Source organism: Xaviernesmea rhizosphaerae (genome assembly GCF_001938945.1).
Classification (GTDB): domain Bacteria; phylum Pseudomonadota; class Alphaproteobacteria; order Rhizobiales; family Rhizobiaceae; genus Xaviernesmea; species Xaviernesmea rhizosphaerae.
Genome location: NZ_MKIO01000031.1, coordinates 1 through 17,534 on the forward strand (window position 1 = coordinate 1; position 17,534 = coordinate 17,534).

A 17,534-nucleotide genomic window follows, 5' to 3' on the forward strand; every position below is an offset into this window, starting at 1 on the left:
GCGCGCATACCTTCTTCTCAAGCATATGCATCGCTGCAACCGTTATCTTTTGGTTGTGATTTATGAGTCCTGAGCCTAGCTCTTTGCGCGCGTCCGCGCGGTAAGCTTGTTTCCGTCGGGATCGCGCAGATAGGCGACGAAGACGCCATTCGGTCGTTCGGTGGGCGGAGTTTCGATCGACATGCCGCCATGGGCGACGCCCGCATCGTGCCAGGCGCGGACATGCTCGGCGCTTGCGGCGGCGATGCCGATGGTGCCGCCATTTGCGGCGGTGGCCGGCTTGCCGTCGATCGGCGTCGTAATCATCAGCCTGCCGCCCTCATGGGAATAGATCAGCCTGCCTCTGGCGTCCTTCTCCCCCGGCTTGCCACCCAGCGCGGCAAAGGTTGCATCATAGAAGGCTTGCGAGCGATCGATGTCGTTGCTGCCGATCATGATATGCGTGAACATGCTCTTTCTCCACAAACAAAGCGGGCCGTGGGCCGGCGCGGTTCGACGATGCGGATCCCGCGCCGCAAGGACCCTTGCGCCTTCCAGGATATAGAAAGAGAATCGTGCTGTGCACAGCGCGGTCAGGCTGCGCAGGCCTTCAGCTGAACCTTCCGCTTTTTCAGAAAGCCTGCAGATTCTGAAAAAGTTGACAGCTGTCGACAAGCCGAGAGCATCGGACTGAAAGTCGTCTGCAGCCCGATGCTCTCGCTTTTGTTTTTGCATCGGATTTTCCAAAAACCGGTTCCCACTTTTCGGCCCGATGCTCCAAGGGCGCCCCCCCTATTGCGCCCGCTGCAACATGCCGAAGAGGTCGCGCGGATCATCGGGGTCGGCGATCATGTCCAGCATGGCGCAAAGCCCGGTGTCCTTCAGCCTGGCCCTGACATAGGCGAGGGCGGAAAAATCCTCGACGGCGAAGCCGACGCTGTCGAACAGCGTGATCTGCCCGGCCTCGCGCCGGCCCGGCGCCTCGCCGGCAATGACCTTCCACAATTCAGTGACCGGATAATCGGCCGGCATCTGCTGGATTTCGCCCTCCACCCGCGTCTGCGGCGGATATTCAACGAACGTGTCGGCGCGCAGAAGAATGTCGGGATGCAGCTCGGTCTTGCCGGGGCAATCCCCGCCGATCGCATTGATGTGTACGCCGGCGCCGACCATGTTGTCGCTGAGGATCGTGGCGCGCTGCTTGTCGGCTGTGCAGGTGGTGACGATATCGGCCCCTTCCACCGCTTCCTCGGCCGAGCGGCAGACAATCAGCCTCAGGCCGCTGTTCTTCAGGTTGCGCCTTGTCTTCTCAGTGGCGCGCGGGTCGATGTCGTAGAGGCGGACGGTGTCGATGCCGTTGACGGCCTTCATCGCCAGCGCCTGGAACTCGGCCTGCGCGCCGTTGCCGATCAGCGCCAGCACTCGCGCATCGCGCGGCGCCAGATGGCGGGCGGCCATGGCGGAGGTTGCCGCCGTGCGCAGCGCTGTCAGCAGCGTCATCTCGGTGATCAGCACGGGATAGCCGGTGGAGACATCCGCCAGCAGGCCGAATGCGGTCACCGTCTGAAGGCCGCTGCCCATGTTCTTGGGATGGCCGTTGACATATTTGAAGCTGTAGGTCTCGCCATCCGACGTCGGCATGAGCTCGATCACCCCATCGCGCGAATGGCTGGCGACGCGCGGCGTCTTGTCGAACAGCGCCCAGCGGACGAAATCCGCCTCTATCGCGTCGGTCAGCTCAGCCAGCACGGTTTCGATGCCGATGGCATGGACGAGGCGCATCATGTTTTCGACGCTGACGAAGGGGACGAGGGCCTTCTGCGAGGGCGGCATCAGCACGGCGGGATCTCCTTGGAGCATCGGACCGAAAACTGGGAACCGGTTTTCGAGAAAATCCTATGCGGGGAACAAAATCCCAGAGCCTTAGATTGCCTATGACTTTCAGTCCGATGCTCCGGGCAAGAACATGCGCAACTGTAGCGGCAGGCGCTGCCTGGCCGAAAGCGCAATCCCGTGCTATTTCAGTCAGAAATTTACGCAATTTGCGCAGGGTGACCTGACAATGTGTTCGGTCTTCTCCGACAGCTCGGGGCAAAGGCCGAGGACGAGCGAGGAGGTGGAGATGACAGTGGAGACCTATGTGCCGGACGCGCTCGACCGGCGGCTGATCGCCCATCTTCGCGCCGATGGCCGGGCCTCGCTGTCAAAGCTCGCCGATGTGCTGGGCGTGGCACGCGGCACGGTGCAGAACCGGCTGGAGCGCTTGATGGAGACCGGCACGCTGCTGGGCTTCACCGTGCGCGTGCGCGAAGATTACGACGCGCAGTCTGTCCATGCGGTGATGATGATCGAGGTAACGGGCAAGGCCACCATCCAGGTCGTGCGCCGGCTGCGCGGCTTTGCCGAGATTCAGAGCCTCCATACCACCAATGGCAAATGGGATCTCGTGGCCCGCATCCGCGCCGCCACGCTCACTGATTTCGACCGCGTGCTGCGCGAAATCCGCATGATCGACGGCATCGCCAACAGCGAGACGAGCCTGCTGCTCAGCACGGCCTGAAAAGGCGTCGGGCGGACCATGAGGAGGACAGGGCTGCTAAAATGCGGTCTCATACCAAGTGTCGATGATAGGGACCTATAGGATGGCTCAGGTCTGGTTTCTGGCTAGGCGCGATGGGCAGCGCGATGCTGTCGCATCGGGCAAGCATCGCAACGACGCCAGAGACCAGACCTGAGCCACCTTCGGCAGTCTTTCCGGGCCTTCTGGCGTTGTCGAGGCTCTTGACCGATGCAGTGGCATCGATCTGCGAACCTCTCCTAGCCAGAAAACCCGGAAAGCCTGTCCTATAGGTTCCTATCATCGACACTTGGTATCACAGGCGCAATACGCGCGCCGCTCATCCCTTACCGCCATCATCGACATCCTGAGCGGCAAACCAGTCGGCATAGGGCGTGTTCCTCACCATGCGGCGGTTGAAATCCGGCGCGCCATCCTGCCACCAGACCGGCCCGCGCTCGCCGAGCGCAATCTTGGCGGCATCGACGCGCTGGCGCGCTTGCGCCGTTGCGGCCGCATCGCCCTTGCTGTCGCGCACCGCTCGTCGCGCCGTCATCAAGGCTTTTACCCAATTCGTGCGACCGGCTTCGTCGAGTGCAGGATTGCTGCGCCGCCAAAGCCGACCGCGCACGACGAAATAGCGGCCGTCGGGCGTCTCCGGATGATCGGTCATTGGCTGAGCCCTTGCATTACAACAGCCTGCGCTGGTCGGCCTCGCCGGCTTGAACAGGGTCTGTCCCCTGCCGCCGCGCGATTTCGGTCTCGGCGCTGAAGCGGATATCGCCATCCCGGTCACGCGCCAGTTCGGCTAGCCGCTCAAGGCTCAGACGGTCCCAGCTCTTGCCGCGCTCGGGGCCATTTGGCACGCGCGGCAGCAGGCCGGGTTCTCGGCTCCAGCGCAGCAGATCCCCAAGCGGCGCGGCCTCCAGCAGATCGCGCAGATGGTGGGCGGCGACATAGGCATCGGGCAGGGCGCGATGCGCCGGCAGGCCCAGCGCATGATCCAGCCCTTCCGGCCGACGCAGGTAGCGCAGCATCTGGTTGGAAAAACGCGGCAGCTCGGGCCAGACCCGCAGCGCGCATTTCCAGGTGCAGATCCACGGTGTCGCGCCAGTCAGCCGCGGCGTGCAGTAGCGTTGCTCAAAGGCGGCGCGATGGGCGGCCAGCGCCAGAATCGGACGCTCCGGCCGCAGCACCGACGGCGCCGCCTCCTTCCAGAAGGGCGCGCCTGCCACGTCCTCGTCGCGAATGTGATGGATGGCCATGGTGTCGGCCGAGATTGGATGCCCAGGATTGATCAGCATGGAGCCGCGCCGCTCAGAAACCACCCAGCGCCCGTCATCCCTGCGAATGACATCCTGCCAGCCGATCTCGCAGACATCGTCACGGCCATTGCCGGCGGTTTCGAGATCGATGACGCGCAGGCAGGGCTCGGCCAAAAGGGCGGGTGGGGTCTGATCGACAGGCATGCCTATCAAGTTCCGGCGCGCGGGCCTTGTTCCCGGTCCTTCTTTCGCGCCCTCAATCTTTTGTTCCCGTGATGCGCTGGCAGGACGCGATAGCGGCCGCGCTGCTGCGGGGAGTCGACGCGGCGGACGGCACAGCCGTTTTCGGCGCGGATCGGTGGCACTTTATAATGCACGGATGAGACCGCCAAACCACATCCGGTCGATGTGGAGGCGGCCGACGGGCGGAGGCGTACAACGGATCAAGCATCGCGACCTCTCAAGTTTACCCGCCTCGGTGGTACGGAATGCGCCTTTTATTAACATTCGAACATTAGAAATAATGCCCATATCGATCGAACTGCATCAGAATTCCCTAAATTCATGAACGCTGCTCCCTTTACTCGAACGCATACCACGTTTGCGAGCAGCCATTTCGAAGCAATTGGCGGCATCTGCGTGATGATGCCCGGAGGAAAAAGAGGTCGCGATGTCATTTTTCAAAAACGCTTCCATTCGGATGAAAATATGTTCGATCATCGCGCCGATCTGCATCGTTGGCATGGCTTGCTCGTCTTACATGGCTAACAACTACAAAGATGCTGACAACTCATACTCTGATCTCGTTGCGCAGGACGGTGTTGCAGCGGTAATGACATCGCGGGCTGTGTCCTCAATGATCTTCATCCCCTACGGAATTTATCAGGCTGCCTCTGATCATGCTGGCGCCGACGAGCTGAAGACTGCTCACAAGAACCTGGCCGATAGCAAGCCAAACATCATCGCAAGGATGGAAGAGGCGGCAACACTTGTCCCGGACACCGCTGCAACACTGAAGCCGCTGCTGGATAGCGCAGGCTCTCTCATCACGACCTATCAAAAAGCCATGGACCTCGTTGACGCGGGAAAGCGCAAGGAAGCCTTGGCGATCCTGAAGGATGCCGATCCGGCGCTCATTGCATGGCGCGAAGCATTACGGCAGTTCAACACGCAGCGGCAGAAACACATTATCGCCGAAAGCGATGCGCTGACGGATCAGACCAACTCGACTATCCTCGTGTCGCTTGCCATGATCGTCACCATCTTCCTCCTGGGGGTCGTAATCGCGCTCTTTGTCGCGTCCTTCGCCATTACTGGACCAATCGCGAAGCTGGCACGGCGGATGGGCTCACTGGCGGCAGGCGACACAGCGGCTGACATCGACGGCATCGATCGCAAAGACGAAGTCGGCCAGATGGCCAGGGCGGTCGAGGTCTTCAAGGAGAATGCGGTCGAGCGTCTTCGACTCGAGCGATCCGTCGAGGCCGATCGCTCCCTGTCGGAGCAGGAGCGGATGGAGCGCGACAGGGAGAAAGCCCGCCAAGCCGAGGATATCCAGTTCGCAGTCGACAGCCTCGCCGATGCTTTGGCAAGGCTGTCAGATGGCGATGTCTCCCACCGGCTCCCGCATCCCTTCGTCGCGAATCTGGACAAGCTGCGCAATGATTTCAACCTCTCGGCCGCCAGGCTTCAGGACGCGCTGAAAAGCGTTGCCCAGAATGCACGCGGTATCGATGCAGGCGCCAACGAGATCAAGAATGCCGCCAATGATCTGGCGAAGCGGACGGAGCAGCAAGCGGCCGCAGTGGAAGAGACGGCCGCCGCGCTCGAACAGATCACCACCACCGTGCGCGATTCCACCAAGCGGGCTCTGGAGGCGGGGCAGCTGGTGGCACGCGCCAAGGCGGGCGCGGAGCACTCGGGCGAGGTGGTGCGTGAGGCCGTGCGGGCCATGGAGCAGATCGCGACATCGGCCGACGAAATTTCCAGCATCATCGGCGTGATCGACGAAATTGCCTTCCAGACCAATCTGCTGGCGCTCAATGCCGGCATCGAGGCCGCGCGGGCGGGGGAAGCCGGCAAAGGCTTCGCCGTGGTCGCCCAGGAGGTGCGCGAACTGGCGCAGCGCTCGGCCCGCGCAGCCCAGGAGATCAAGACGCTGATCACGACCTCGAACGGTCAGGTGTCGCGGGGCGTTCGCCTTGTCGGCGATACCGGTGCGGCCCTGACGACGATCGTTTCTGAGGTTCAGGAGATCAACCGCCACGTGGCGGCCATTGTCGAGGCGGCGCAGGAGCAGTCCTCGGGCCTCCAGCAGATCAACACCGCCGTCAGCCAGATGGATCAGGACACACAGAAGAACGCGGCAATGGTCGAGGAATCCACGGCGGCCAGCCACGGCCTCGCCAGCGAAGTGTCCTCGCTCAACAATATGCTGTCCCGGTTCAAGATCGACAGGGAGGCTTCCTCGAGCAGGGGCCGACCGGCACCGGGGAGCGCCGCTCCAGCGCCGGTCAAAGGCAGTGCTCCGAGAAGGGCTGCCTTTGAAGGAAACGCAGCGCTCGACCTGTCGAAGGACCAGTGGCAGGAGTTCTAGATCATGATTCGACCGGAGTGGAAAAGGGATCGATTAGCGCACGCTTGAAACGAAAGAGATTAGAGCGCCGACCGGATTCATCAGATCGGCGCTCTCTCAATTCTGTCCAATCTTTTGTTTCTGTATCGGATCTTTCGAAAACGGGTAAGGCCGGCCCAGCCCGATGATCTGCCCTTTTACCAACGACAGCGATGCCGAATGGCGCGACCGACTGGGACCATTGTCGCCGCATCGCCTATCTGTTCTCCCTCCGCAAGAGCAGGCGGATCACCCATTCCGCCGCCACATGCAGCAGTATGCCCACCACGCCGCTCAGAAGCACCTCTGCCCCGCGCAGCAGGCCAACCTCCCAAATGGGCAGGCCCGGCGTGGCGGTCAGGAAGACGATCGGGCAGGTCCACATGCAGACCTTGAGCAGCGGCCAGCGCCGCGCGGCGACGGCCGCCAGCGCCACGGCGATCGCCACCTCCGCCGTCGTCCCGGCCTCGGCCCAGCGCGCGACCAGGCCGACGAGAACGGCAATGGCGACGCCGAGCAGCGTGCCGAGAAAGCGGCCGATCGTCGCCTGCTGCGTGTCGCCGAGCCGTTCCTGGCTGACGATCACGCCGGACATGGCGGCCCAGACGGGATGCGGCAGGCCGACCGCCTGGGCCAGAAGGATGGAGACCGTGGCGGCAGCGGAGCAGCGCAGGACGAAGAGCAGATCGCGCAGCCGCGCCTCGCGCCGCGCGGCCGCCCCGGTCTCACCGTCAGCCTCAGCGCAGGACATTGGTTCTGGCAAGCTCCAGCACCTCGCTGCCCCGGCCGCTGATGATCGCCTTGAGCATGTAGAGGCTGAAGCCCTTGGCCTGTTCGAGCTTGATCTTCGGCGGCATCACCAGCTCCTGCTTCGCGGTCACGACATCGACCAGCGCCGGGCCCGGATGGGCGAAGGCAGCCGACAGCGCCGCGTCGAGATCCTCCGAAGCCTCAACCCGGATCCCCTTGACGCCCATGGCATTGGCCATGGCGGCGAAATCCGGGTTCTGCAGATCCGTTCCGGTATCGAGATAGCCGCCGGCCTTCATCTCCATCGCCACGAAGCCGAGCGAGCCATTGTTGAAGACCACGATCTTCACTGGCAGGCCGAGCTGCGACAGGCTGATGAAATCGCCCATCATCATACTGAAACCGCCATCGCCCGACAGTGAAACCACCTGACGGGCGGGCGCGGCCGCCTGCGCGCCGATGGCCTGCAGCATGGCATTGGCCATGGAGCCGTGATTGAACGAGCCGAGCAGACGGCGCCGTCCGTTCATGGCGAGATAGCGCGCCGCCCAGACCGTCGGCGTGCCGACATCGGCGGTGAAGATCGCGTCGTCGGCAGCAAGCTCGCTGATGCGCCGGGCGAGATATTGCGGATGGATCGGCCGGCCGGCCGGCGTCGGCGTGGCCAGCTCGTCCAGCCCTTCGCGCGCTTTCCGATAATGCTTGAGAGCGGTATCCAGGAAGCCGCGCTCGTCGCGCGGGGGAAGATGCGGCAACAAGGCGTCGATCGTCTCGCCGACATCGCCGACCAGTCCCTGCGTCAGGCTCGCCCGGCGGCCGAGCGCGCCGGGGTCACGGTCGATCTGCAGGATGGTCGCCTTTTCAGGGTAGAAGGCGCGATAGGGGAAGTCCGTGCCGAGCATCAGCAGCGTGTCGGCCTCTTCCATGGCGTGGTAGCCGGAGGAAAAGCCGATCAGCCCGGTCATGCCGACATCGAAGGGATTGTCCCATTCCACATGTTCCTTGCCGCGCAGCGCATGCACGATCGGGGCCTTCAGCCGGTCGGCCAGCGCCACGAGGCGGTCATGATGGCCGGCGCAACCGCTGCCGGCGAGAATGGTGATGGCCTTGCCTTTTTCCAGATGGGCGGCCAGCTGCGCGAGCTCGGCATCGGCCGGGATCAGCCGGGGTTGCGCGGGCAGGGCCGGCGCGGGCGCGCGCTCCACCGGCGCGGCCGAAAGCGCGACATCACCGGGAATGACGAGGACCGCCACGCCGTTGCGGCCGATCGCCGTGTTCAGCGCGCGATGCAGCACCCCGGGCATCTGCGCGGGGTTGGAGACCAGCTCGATGAAATCGGCGCATTCGCGGAAAAGCTCCTGCGGATGGGTTTCCTGGAAATAGCCCAGCCCGATCTCGGATGAGGGGATATGCGCCGCGATCGCCAGCACCGGCACATGGTTGCGCTTGCAGTCGAACAGGCCATTGATGAGGTGCAGGTTGCCCGGCCCGCAGCTTCCCGCGCAGACGGCGAGCTTGCCGGTCACGGCGGCCTCGGCGCCAGCGGCGAAGGCGGCGGTCTCCTCATGGCGCACATGCATCCATTCGATCCGGCCCAGGCGGCGCAAGCTGTCGTTCAGTCCGTTCAGGCTATCGCCCGTGACACCCCAGATGCGCTCCACCCCGGCATCGGCCAGGCTCTGCGCCAGCAGATCGGCGACGGTCATCGACATGTGTGGTCTCCTTGATTTGCGTCATAAAGGCATTGCGCAAGAGACTTGTCGCCCGCACCGGGAATGTCCACAGCGCCGCGGGCGGCCATTGGTCATGGCAGCCGTGCCCGGTCTGCATGACTTGCCTGCATGCCTTCCGGCCCGCGCCCCACCTTTTTGCATGACGGACGAACGCTGTGTCGGGACCCGACACGCCTGCATAGGAAAGGCCGCGGCGCACCGGCGGATGCGTCGCGGCCTGGACCGGGGTCGGATCGAGCGGGGATCAGGCCGCGAGCGGCACGCCGGTGCGGTTGCGCCGGAGGATGAGGATCACCGTCGCGGCGCCGCAGACGGCGGCGATCGGCAGCAGCGTATAGAGGAGCTGCTGCGGGCCCATGCCGCTGGCGAGCAGCCAGCCGGCCACGAGCGGACCGACGATCGAGCCGACGCGCCCGACCGAAACAGCAAGGCCGACGCCGACGCCGCGCACCTCGCCTGGGTAGCATTGCGGGGCAATGCCATAGAGCAGCGCCTGCACGCCGATCACCGTCGCGCCAATGAAGGCGCCAGCCGCAAGCGCTGCGGGAACGCTGCCCGCCGGCACCATGGCGAGAAGCGCGATCGCCAGCATCAGCCCCGCAAAGCCGAGGGCTGACGCCAAGGCCGGGCGTGTACCATCGAGCAGCCGGCCGCCGAGAATCGCCCCGGCCGCTCCGCCAATATTGAAGACGATCTGCACCAGAGAGGCCGTTTCGCGGGCAAAGCCGAGCGAAACGAGAATTTGCGGCAGCCAGTTGAGCAGGAGGTAGACGACGATCAGGCCGAAGAAGAAGGCAGCCCAGAGCAGCACGGTCTGCGCCAGCACGCTGGGGCCGAGCAGCACGTCGCGCCGGCGCGCCGGCCCCCTCGCATCGCGCACCACCCGAAACGGCGCCATCAGCACCTGAAGCGGCACGACAAGCAGCAGCGGCAGGATGCCGCCGACCACGAAGATGGTGCGCCAGTCATCATGCAGGCCGACCATGGCGACGAGGCTTGCCAGCGCCCCGCCGAGCGGCACGCCGGCATACATGAAGGCGACGGCCCGTCCGCGCCGCTCGGGCGACACGGATTCGGCGGCAATGGCGATGAGGTTCGGCAGTGCGCCGCCAAGGCCGACGCCGGTGAGGAAGCGCATCGCCACGAGATGCTCGAAGGTGTCGGCGAAAGCCGTGCCGATCGAGAACAGGCCGAAGGCTGCGAGCGACAAAGCAAGCCCGGTTCGCCGTCCCCAGCGATCGGCGATCACGCCGCCGCAGAGCGCGCCGAAGACGAGGCCGAAGGTGGCCGCCGAAAAGAACAGCCCCACCTGGTCGGGCACGAGCTTGAAGGCGGGCACGAGCTTGGGCGCGGCGACGCCGGCCGCCTGAAGATCGAAGCCTTCGATGATAGCCGCGAGGAAAACGAGCGCAAGCGCGCGCGTCCCCGCACCGGTGTGCGTGGTTGTGGTCATGATTTTCTCCTCCCAGAGACCGCCCCTGCGGCGGCGACGCTGATGATCGACCTGCGACTGCCTCGGGCGAGGGATGGCTCCGACATCCCCCGAAACCCGATCCTCCATCGATCGGCCGCATTCTCCTGAAACCGCCCTGCAATCTTCTAGGGCGCGCGCCGGTCGCCCGGCGCCTCAGTGTCATCGGAACGGCACCCCGGACACATCAGCCGGCCCGCCGCTCGCCTTCCTCGTTTCTGCATCGGCCTGAACCAAAACTGGTTCCCACGTTTTTGGGCCGATACAGGGTCTTCGTTTGCGCATCGGCTTGAACCGAAAACCGGTTCTCACTTTTCGGGCCGATGCGGATGCTCGTCAGGTCTCCTTCCAGACGCGCGCCAGCAATTGGCGCAGCAACGCCCGCTCTCCCGGCGTCAGCGCGCCGAAGGTCCGCTCCTCCTGCGCCATGGCGCGCTCGCGCCAGTCGGCGAGCATCGTCGCGCCCAGGGGGCTCAGATGCAGAAGCTGGATGCGCTGGTCCTCGGCGTCCGCACGGCGCTCGATCAAGCCCTTCGCATCGAACTCCGCCAGCATGGGCGCCAGATTGGCCCGCTGCAGCCGCGCCTGCCGGCCGATCTCGGCGGCCGTAATGCCCGGCATCTCGTCGATCAGGCAGAGCACGGTAAAGGAAACCGGCTTGATCTCGTCGCCCAGCGCCTCGGCAAAGCCCGCGAGGTCGAGAATGGAGGTCCGGCGCAGATGATAGCCGAGGAGGTCGTCCAGCACGGGCGCCCTTGCCATCTCGATCTCTCGTGCCTTCGATCCCACTTCCGTTCCTCTTCCGAAAATCGCCGCAGCAGCCTCTTGTCAGTTCAATACCGTTATGTCATATAGCAGTCAATCGCTATTTCACATAGCAATGTTCGAGAGCCGGGAGCCTCGAACGTCTCGGGAGGAGACAAGATGACGACCGACACCCTGTTTCGCAGGATGAATCCGATCAGCGGCGAGATCGCGAGCGAGGCCCCCGCGCAGACGCCGGATGACGCCCGCGCCGCCGTCGACGCGGCCGCAAGCGCGATGCCGGCCTGGGCCCGGCTCGGTCCCAATGCCCGCCGCGCCGCGCTGCTGAAGGCGGCCGATGCCGTTGCCGCTAAGGGCGACGCCTTCGTCGCGGCGATGATGGCGGAGATCGGCGCCACCGAGGCCTGGGCCCGCTTCAACATCATGCTCGGCGCCTCGATGCTGCGCGAGGCCGCCGCACTCACCACGCAGGTCGCGGGCGAGGTCATTCCCTCAGACAAGCCGGGCTGCCTGGCCATGGCAATGCGCGAGCCGGCAGGCGTCGTGCTCGGCATCGCCCCCTGGAATGCGCCTGTCATCCTCGGCATCCGCGCGATCGCCACGCCGCTCGCCTGCGGCAATGCCGTGGTGTTCAAGGCCAGCGAGCTCTGCCCGCGCACGCATAGTCTGATCGTCGAGGCGCTCGGCGAAGCCGGCCTGCCGGAGGGCGTGGTGCAGCTCGTCACCAATGCGCCCGAGGATGCGGCCGAGGTCGTCGGGGCGCTGATCGACCATCCGGCCGTACGCCGCGTCAACTTCACCGGTTCCACCGCCGTCGGCCGCATCATCGCCGTTCGCGCGGCACAGAACCTCAAGCCCTGCGTGCTGGAGCTCGGCGGCAAGGCACCACTTCTGGTGCTGGAGGATGCCAATCTGGACGAGGCGGTAAAGGCCGCCGCCTTCGGCGCCTTCTTCAACCAGGGGCAGATCTGCATGTCGACGGAGCGGATCATCGTCGTCGACGCCGTCGCCGACGCTTTCCTGGAAAAATTCGCCGCCAAGGCCCGCACGCTCGTCGCCGGTGATCCGCGCGAGGGCGCGGCACCGCTGGGCGCCGTGGTGGATGTGAAGACGGCCGAGAAACTCTCCGGCCTGATCGAGGACGCGGTCGCCAAGGGAGCAAATGTGATTGCGGCCGGCGAGGCCAGCGGCGTGCTCGTTCCCGCCCACATCGTTGCCGACGTCACCGCCGGGATGCGGCTTTACGCCGAAGAGAGCTTCGGCCCCGTCGTTGCCGTCATCCGGGCGCGCGACGAGGCGGATGCCATCCGCATCGCCAATGATTCCGACTACGGCCTTTCGGCCTCGGTCTTTTCCGGCGATGCCGCGCGCGGGCTCAAGGTCGCCCGCCAGATCCGCTCCGGCATCTGCCATGTGAACGGCGCAACGGTGCATGACGAGGCGCAGATGCCTTTCGGCGGCGTCGGCGCCTCCGGTTACGGCCGCTTCGGCGGCAAGGCCGGCATCGCCGAGTTCACCGAGCTGCGCTGGATCACGGTCGAGACCGAACCCGGCCACTTCCCGATCTGAGCGCGTCGGCCGTTCGGCCGCACCCTTTACCTTCCCCGTATTTCACCGATTGAACAGGACATGACCATCATGACCGAGACTGCGAACACGACCGATATCGTCAGCGTCGAGATTTCCGAGCGCATCGCCTGGGTGAAGCTCAACCGCCCGGAAAAGCGCAATGCCATGAGCCCGGCCCTGAACCGGCGGATGATGGAGGTGCTGGACGCGCTGGAGTTCAGCGAGGATGTCGGCGTTCTCGTGCTGACCGGCGAAGGCAGCGCCTGGACGGCGGGTATGGACCTCAAGGAATATTTCCGTGAGACGGAGGCCAAGGGCCTGGCCGGCGTCCGCCAGAGCCAGCGCGAGAGCTATGGCTGGTGGCGTCGCCTGCGCTGGTATCAGAAGCCGACCATCGCCATGGTCAATGGCTGGTGCTTCGGCGGTGGCTACGGCCCGCTCTTTGCCTGCGATCTGGCCTTTGCCGCCGACGAAGCCAAGTTTGGCCTTTCGGAAATCAACTGGGGCATCCTGCCCGGCGGCGGGGCCACCAAGGTGGCGGTGGAACTGATGCCTTTCCGCCAGGCGATGTATCACGCCATGCTGGGCGAGCCGATCGACGGGCAGAAGGCCGCCGCCTGGGGCCTCGTCAATGAAAGCCTGCCGCTTGTTTCCCTAAAGGAGCGGGTTACCGAAGTTGCCAAGGTGCTGCTGGCCAAGAACCCGGTCGCGCTCAAGGCCACCAAGGATGCGGTGCGCCGCGTCGGCGTCATGACCTATGACGAGGCCGAGGATTATCTGGTGCGCGCGCAGGAAGCGGCCAATTCCTACGACAATGAGGGCCGCAAGGAAGGCATCCGCCAGTTCATCGACGAGAAGACCTACAAGCCCGGCCTCGGCGCGTACGACAAGAGCAAGAAGCACGGCTGAAGTCGGTTCCACTGGGAGGAGGACTGAACTCATGCACGACTGGCTAGCCCCTGATCCGGTGGGCCTGCATGCGCAGGCGCGCCCGGACAAACTCGCCCTTGTCGATCTCGCCTCCGGGAGGCGCTGGACCTACAGGGCATTCGACCGGGCGATCGAGCAGGCGCGCGCCGTGCTCGACGCTCTGGGTCTCCGGCCGGGCGACCGGCTGGCGGCCATTGCCCGAAATTCTGCCGATCTTGTGATCGCGCAGCAGGCCTGCCTGCGCTCGGGCCTGATCTTCACCCCGCTGAACTGGCGGCTGGCGGCAGCCGAGCTCGACGCGATCCTTGCCGATTGCACACCGGCGCTCATCCTTGCGGACGGCTCCGCCGCCGGCTTCACCGCGCCCGCCGGCGCGCGGCTGATGGAGGTCGCGGCGTTTGCCGCCCGCTATCAGACCGCGGCGCCGGGCCCCCGCGGCCCGGCCCGGAATGCCGGCGAGCCCTGCGTGATCCTCTATACCTCCGGGACATCAGGCCTACCCAAGGGCGTGATCCTGACGCCGCAGACGCTGTTCTTCACCGGTGTCAATTTCGGCGTCCTGGGTCAGGTCTCGGCGAATTCTGTCTTCCTGGCGGAATCACCGATGTTCCATGTCATCGGCCTGGTCACCTCCATCTGGCCGGCGCTGGTGCAGGGCGGCACGGTGCTGGTCTCCTCCGGCTTCGACCCTGCCATGACCAATGCGCGGCTGGCCGACCGCGCGCTGGCGATCACCCATTATTTCTGCGTTCCGCAGATGGCCCAGGCCCTGCGCGATGCGCCGGGCTTTGCGCCGGATACCTGGTCGTTGGCCGCGCTGTTTACCGGCGGCGGGCCCAATCCGCCGGCCAATATCCGCTGGTGGCTGGAGCACGGGGTGCGGATGGTCGACGGCTATGGCATGACGGAGGCGGGAACGATCCTCGGCATGCCGCTCGACCCCGCGCTGATCGGGGCGCATGCCGGCGCGGTCGGCCAGGCGGGACCCGCCACCGCAATCCGCATCATCGATGAAGAGGGCGGCGACGTGCCGGACAATGCGGCCGGCGAGATCATCGTCAAGGGTCCGCACATCACGCCCGGCTATTGGAACCGGCCGAAGGAGCACGAAAGCGCCTTCACCCGGGATGGATGGCTGCGCACCGGCGATATCGCCGTGCGCGATGCCGAGGGCTTCGTGACGATCGTCGATCGCCGCAAGGACATGTTCATCTCCGGCGGCGAGAACGTCTATCCCGTCGAGATCGAAAGCGTGCTGGCCGAGCATCCGGCGGTTGCGCTCGCGGCGGTGATCGGCGTGCCGGATCCGCGCTGGGGCGAGGTCGGCCACGCCTTCATCCTGCTGGCGCCGGGACATGAAGGGAGCGAGAGCGAACTTCGCGCGCATTGCGAGGCGCGGCTCGCCCGCTTCAAGGTGCCCAAGCACTTCCGCATCGTCGAGGATCTGCCGCGCACCAGCACCGGCAAGATCCGCAAGAACAGGCTGCGCGAGAGCCTCGTGGTCTGACACCCCCCGAAATCCGCCGTTCGACGCAAGCAAACGATCGCCGCCATGCCGCGGCCTGTTGGGAGACACCATGCGCACGCAAGTCGCCATCATCGGCGCCGGCCCCGCCGGCCTCATTCTCGCCCATCTGCTCCACGCCGCCAATGTCGAGACGATCGTGATCGAGCGCCAGACCCGCGCCTATGTCGAGGGCCGGGTGCGGGCCGGGGTTCTGGAACAGGGAACGGTGGAGTGCCTTGCCCGTCTGGGGCTGGACCAGCGGCTGCGCGCCGAGGGGCTGCGCCATTCGGGCACGCATCTGTCCGCCGATGGCGAGGATTTCCGCATCGACCTCGAACAGGCCTCGGGCGGAGCCTGCGTCACCGTCTATGGCCAGCAGGAGGTGACCCACGATCTCTTCGAGGCGGCGCAAGCGCGCGGGCTGACGATCCTGTTCGAAGCCGGCGATGTCCGCCCGCAGGACATCGAGACGGAAAAGCCCTTCGTCACCTGCCGCACGCCGGCAGGCGAGCAGCGGATCGATTGTGATGTGATCGTCGGCTGCGACGGCTTCCACGGGGTCTGCCGTCAGGCGATCCCCGCCCATGTTCTGCGCAGTTTCGAGCGGGTCTATCCCTTCGGCTGGCTCGGCATTCTCACCGAGCGCCCGCCCGTCAGCGACGAGCTGGTCTATGCCAGCCACGAGCGCGGCTTCGCACTGGCCTCGATGCGCTCGATGACGCGCAGCCGCTATTACATCCAGTGCGACATGGAGCAGCGGCTGGAGGACTGGCCGGACGAGCGCATCTGGGACGAGCTGGCGCTGCGGCTCGGCCCCGCGCTGGGCGCGCGGCTGCAGCGCGGTCCCTCATTTGAAAAGAGCATCGCCCCGCTGCGCAGCTATGTGGCCGAGCCCATGCGCCATGGCCGGCTGTTCCTGGCCGGCGACGCCGCCCATATCGTACCGCCGACGGGCGCCAAGGGCCTCAATCTCGCGGTTTCCGATGTCACCATGCTGGGAGAGGCGCTGGCGGAGTTCTTCGGCGAAGGGTCGTCGGCGGGCATCGACACCTATTCCGCGCGGGCCTTGGCGCGCGTGTGGAAGGCCGAGCGCTTCTCCTGGTGGTTCACCAGCCTCACCCACCGCTTCCCGGACACCGGGGATTTCGAGCGCCGCATGCAGGTGGCCGAACTCGCCTATCTCCGGTCGTCGCCGCGCGCTCAGGCAAGCTTTGCCGAAAATTACGTGGGCCTGCCGCTCGCCTGAACCGCTAAGCCGGACCGGGGTTTGTCTCCGTCGGAAACGACATCCCCGTTTCGGGCATGACCGAGGCATTTCCGGCCCCGACACGATTAACGACACGATCAACCGAACGAGGGCAGACATGAAGAAGGCGATCGTCATTCTGATGAGCTTGACCCTGGGAGTTTCAGCAGTGTCCGCACAGACCGCATCCAGCACCAGCGCCTTGCCCGGCTATGCCGAGGGCGCAGAAGTGATCCGCCTCACCGGCGACCGGCCGCAGATCGACGAGGTCGGCGGCGTCGTCTATGCGCAGGTCACGACCATGCGCGCCAATCGCCAGATGCGCATGAGCCTGCTCGTGCCGCGCACCGAGGATCTGAAGCCCGCCATCCTCTATCTGCCCGGCGGCGGCTTCATGACGACGGATTACCTTAAATTCCAGGAGATGCGGTCCGCGCTGGCACAGGCCGGTTTCGTCGTGGCGGCGGCGGACTATCGCGTCGTGCCGGATGTCTTCCCCGCACCGCTGGAGGATGGCAAGGCGGCGGTGCGCTATCTCAGAGCCCATGCGGCCGACTACGGCATCGATCCCAGGCGCATCGGCGTCATCGGCGATTCGGCCGGTGGCTGGCTCGCGCAACTGCTCGCCACCACCGGGACGGAGAAGGCCTATGACAAGGGAGACTTCCTCGATCAGCCCTCCGACGTTCAGGCGGCCGTTTCGCTCTATGGCATTTCGGATGTGCGCAATATCGGCGAAGGCTTCCCGCCCGAGCTGCAAAAGGCGCATGACTCGCCTGCCGTGACCGAGGCGCTGCTCGTCAACGGGCCCGCCTTCGACACTTTCGCCGGCGCGCCGGTCAATGCCGATCCCGCCAAGGCGCTGGCGGCAGGGTCCATGGGCCATCTCGATGGTCCCAAGCCGCCGATGCTCCTGATGCACGGCAGCGCGGACAGGCTCGTTTCCCCCGTGCAGAGCCGGCAGCTTTTCGAGGCGCTGCGCACGCGGGGCGATCAGGTGGATTACGTTCTGGTCGAGGGCGCCGCCCATGGCGACCTGCCCTGGTATCAGCCGGATCTCATCGACCGCGTCACGGCCTGGTTCAAGAAGAGTCTGGGCGCGCCGATCAAGGGCGCGGCCCATACGGGCCCGCAATCGCATCTTTGAC

At 65.4% G+C, this 17,534-nt stretch carries 15 protein-coding genes; 7 read left to right on the forward strand and 8 right to left on the reverse strand.

Annotation, left to right across the window (positions count from 1 at the left end; genetic code table 11):
- Nucleotides 1–75: 75 nt before the first annotated feature.
- Together BJF92_RS13320 and BJF92_RS13325 are read right to left on the reverse strand one after the other, a co-directional pair.
- Complete coding sequence (locus BJF92_RS13320) at nt 76–450, reverse strand: VOC family protein (RefSeq protein ID WP_075635243.1); 375 nt, start codon at nt 448–450, stop codon at nt 76–78.
- 321 nt (nt 451–771) lie between these two features.
- A complete protein-coding gene (locus BJF92_RS13325; RefSeq protein WP_075635521.1) occupies nt 772–1,812 on the reverse strand; it encodes an ornithine cyclodeaminase in 1,041 nt (346 codons plus the stop codon).
- Between the two features lie 289 nt (nt 1,813–2,101).
- Here BJF92_RS13325 and BJF92_RS13330 point away from each other — a divergent pair, with 289 nt between their 5' ends.
- A complete protein-coding gene (locus tag BJF92_RS13330) occupies nt 2,102–2,539 on the forward strand; it encodes an Lrp/AsnC family transcriptional regulator (protein ID WP_075635244.1) in 438 nt (145 codons plus the stop codon).
- Between the two features lie 337 nt (nt 2,540–2,876).
- Here the strand turns inward: BJF92_RS13330 and BJF92_RS13335 are convergent, their stop codons facing one another.
- Nucleotides 2,877–3,209 (reverse strand): hypothetical protein, encoded by a 333-nt coding sequence (locus tag BJF92_RS13335; protein ID WP_075635245.1) that lies wholly within the window; start codon nt 3,207–3,209, stop codon nt 2,877–2,879.
- A 16-nt stretch (nt 3,210–3,225) separates the two neighbouring features.
- Nucleotides 3,226–4,005, reverse strand: coding sequence for an exonuclease domain-containing protein (locus BJF92_RS13340; RefSeq protein WP_075635246.1), 780 nt, complete (start codon nt 4,003–4,005; stop codon nt 3,226–3,228).
- A gap of 466 nt (nt 4,006–4,471) precedes the next feature.
- Between BJF92_RS13340 and BJF92_RS13345 the strand changes: the two genes are divergently transcribed.
- Nucleotides 4,472–6,397 (forward strand): methyl-accepting chemotaxis protein, encoded by a 1,926-nt coding sequence (locus BJF92_RS13345; RefSeq protein WP_075635247.1) that lies wholly within the window; start codon nt 4,472–4,474, stop codon nt 6,395–6,397.
- A gap of 235 nt (nt 6,398–6,632) precedes the next feature.
- On the opposite strand, the gene BJF92_RS13350 is transcribed toward BJF92_RS13345, so the two are convergent.
- The 4 genes from BJF92_RS13350 to BJF92_RS13365 form a co-directional block, all read right to left on the reverse strand.
- The gene (locus tag BJF92_RS13350; protein WP_075635248.1) at nt 6,633–7,166 is read right to left on the reverse strand and encodes an FUSC family protein; all 534 of its coding nucleotides are present in this window, start codon (nt 7,164–7,166) and stop codon (nt 6,633–6,635) included.
- Nucleotides 7,153–8,877: a ubiquinone-dependent pyruvate dehydrogenase gene (gene poxB / locus BJF92_RS13355; RefSeq protein ID WP_075635249.1), complete on the reverse strand. Its 1,725-nt coding sequence runs from the start codon at nt 8,875–8,877 to the stop codon at nt 7,153–7,155. The genes BJF92_RS13350 and poxB overlap by 14 nt, the downstream gene beginning before the upstream one ends.
- A 265-nt stretch (nt 8,878–9,142) precedes the next feature.
- On the reverse strand, nt 9,143–10,351 hold the full coding sequence (mhpT, locus tag BJF92_RS13360; RefSeq protein ID WP_075635250.1) for a 3-(3-hydroxy-phenyl)propionate transporter MhpT: 1,209 nt from the start codon (nt 10,349–10,351) through the stop codon (nt 9,143–9,145).
- Between the two features lie 354 nt (nt 10,352–10,705).
- A complete protein-coding gene (locus BJF92_RS13365) occupies nt 10,706–11,131 on the reverse strand; it encodes a MarR family winged helix-turn-helix transcriptional regulator (protein ID WP_075635251.1) in 426 nt (141 codons plus the stop codon).
- A gap of 162 nt (nt 11,132–11,293) precedes the next feature.
- On the opposite strand from BJF92_RS13365, the gene BJF92_RS13370 reads away from it, so the two are divergent.
- The 5 genes from BJF92_RS13370 to BJF92_RS13390 all read left to right on the forward strand — a co-directional run bounded on the left by BJF92_RS13370 (nt 11,294) and on the right by BJF92_RS13390 (nt 17,533).
- Nucleotides 11,294–12,703, forward strand: coding sequence for an aldehyde dehydrogenase (locus BJF92_RS13370; protein WP_075635252.1), 1,410 nt, complete (start codon nt 11,294–11,296; stop codon nt 12,701–12,703).
- A 69-nt stretch (nt 12,704–12,772) separates the two neighbouring features.
- The gene (locus BJF92_RS13375) at nt 12,773–13,612 is read left to right on the forward strand and encodes a p-hydroxycinnamoyl CoA hydratase/lyase (RefSeq protein ID WP_075635522.1); all 840 of its coding nucleotides are present in this window, start codon (nt 12,773–12,775) and stop codon (nt 13,610–13,612) included.
- Between the two features lie 31 nt (nt 13,613–13,643).
- The gene (locus BJF92_RS13380) at nt 13,644–15,140 is read left to right on the forward strand and encodes an AMP-binding protein (RefSeq protein WP_075635253.1); all 1,497 of its coding nucleotides are present in this window, start codon (nt 13,644–13,646) and stop codon (nt 15,138–15,140) included.
- A gap of 70 nt (nt 15,141–15,210) precedes the next feature.
- Nucleotides 15,211–16,386: a 4-hydroxybenzoate 3-monooxygenase gene (gene pobA / locus BJF92_RS13385; RefSeq protein WP_075635254.1), complete on the forward strand. Its 1,176-nt coding sequence runs from the start codon at nt 15,211–15,213 to the stop codon at nt 16,384–16,386.
- A gap of 118 nt (nt 16,387–16,504) precedes the next feature.
- Nucleotides 16,505–17,533, forward strand: a complete 1,029-nt coding sequence (locus BJF92_RS13390) for an alpha/beta hydrolase (protein ID WP_075635255.1) — start codon at nt 16,505–16,507, stop codon at nt 17,531–17,533.
- Nucleotide 17,534: the final 1 nt, after the last annotated feature.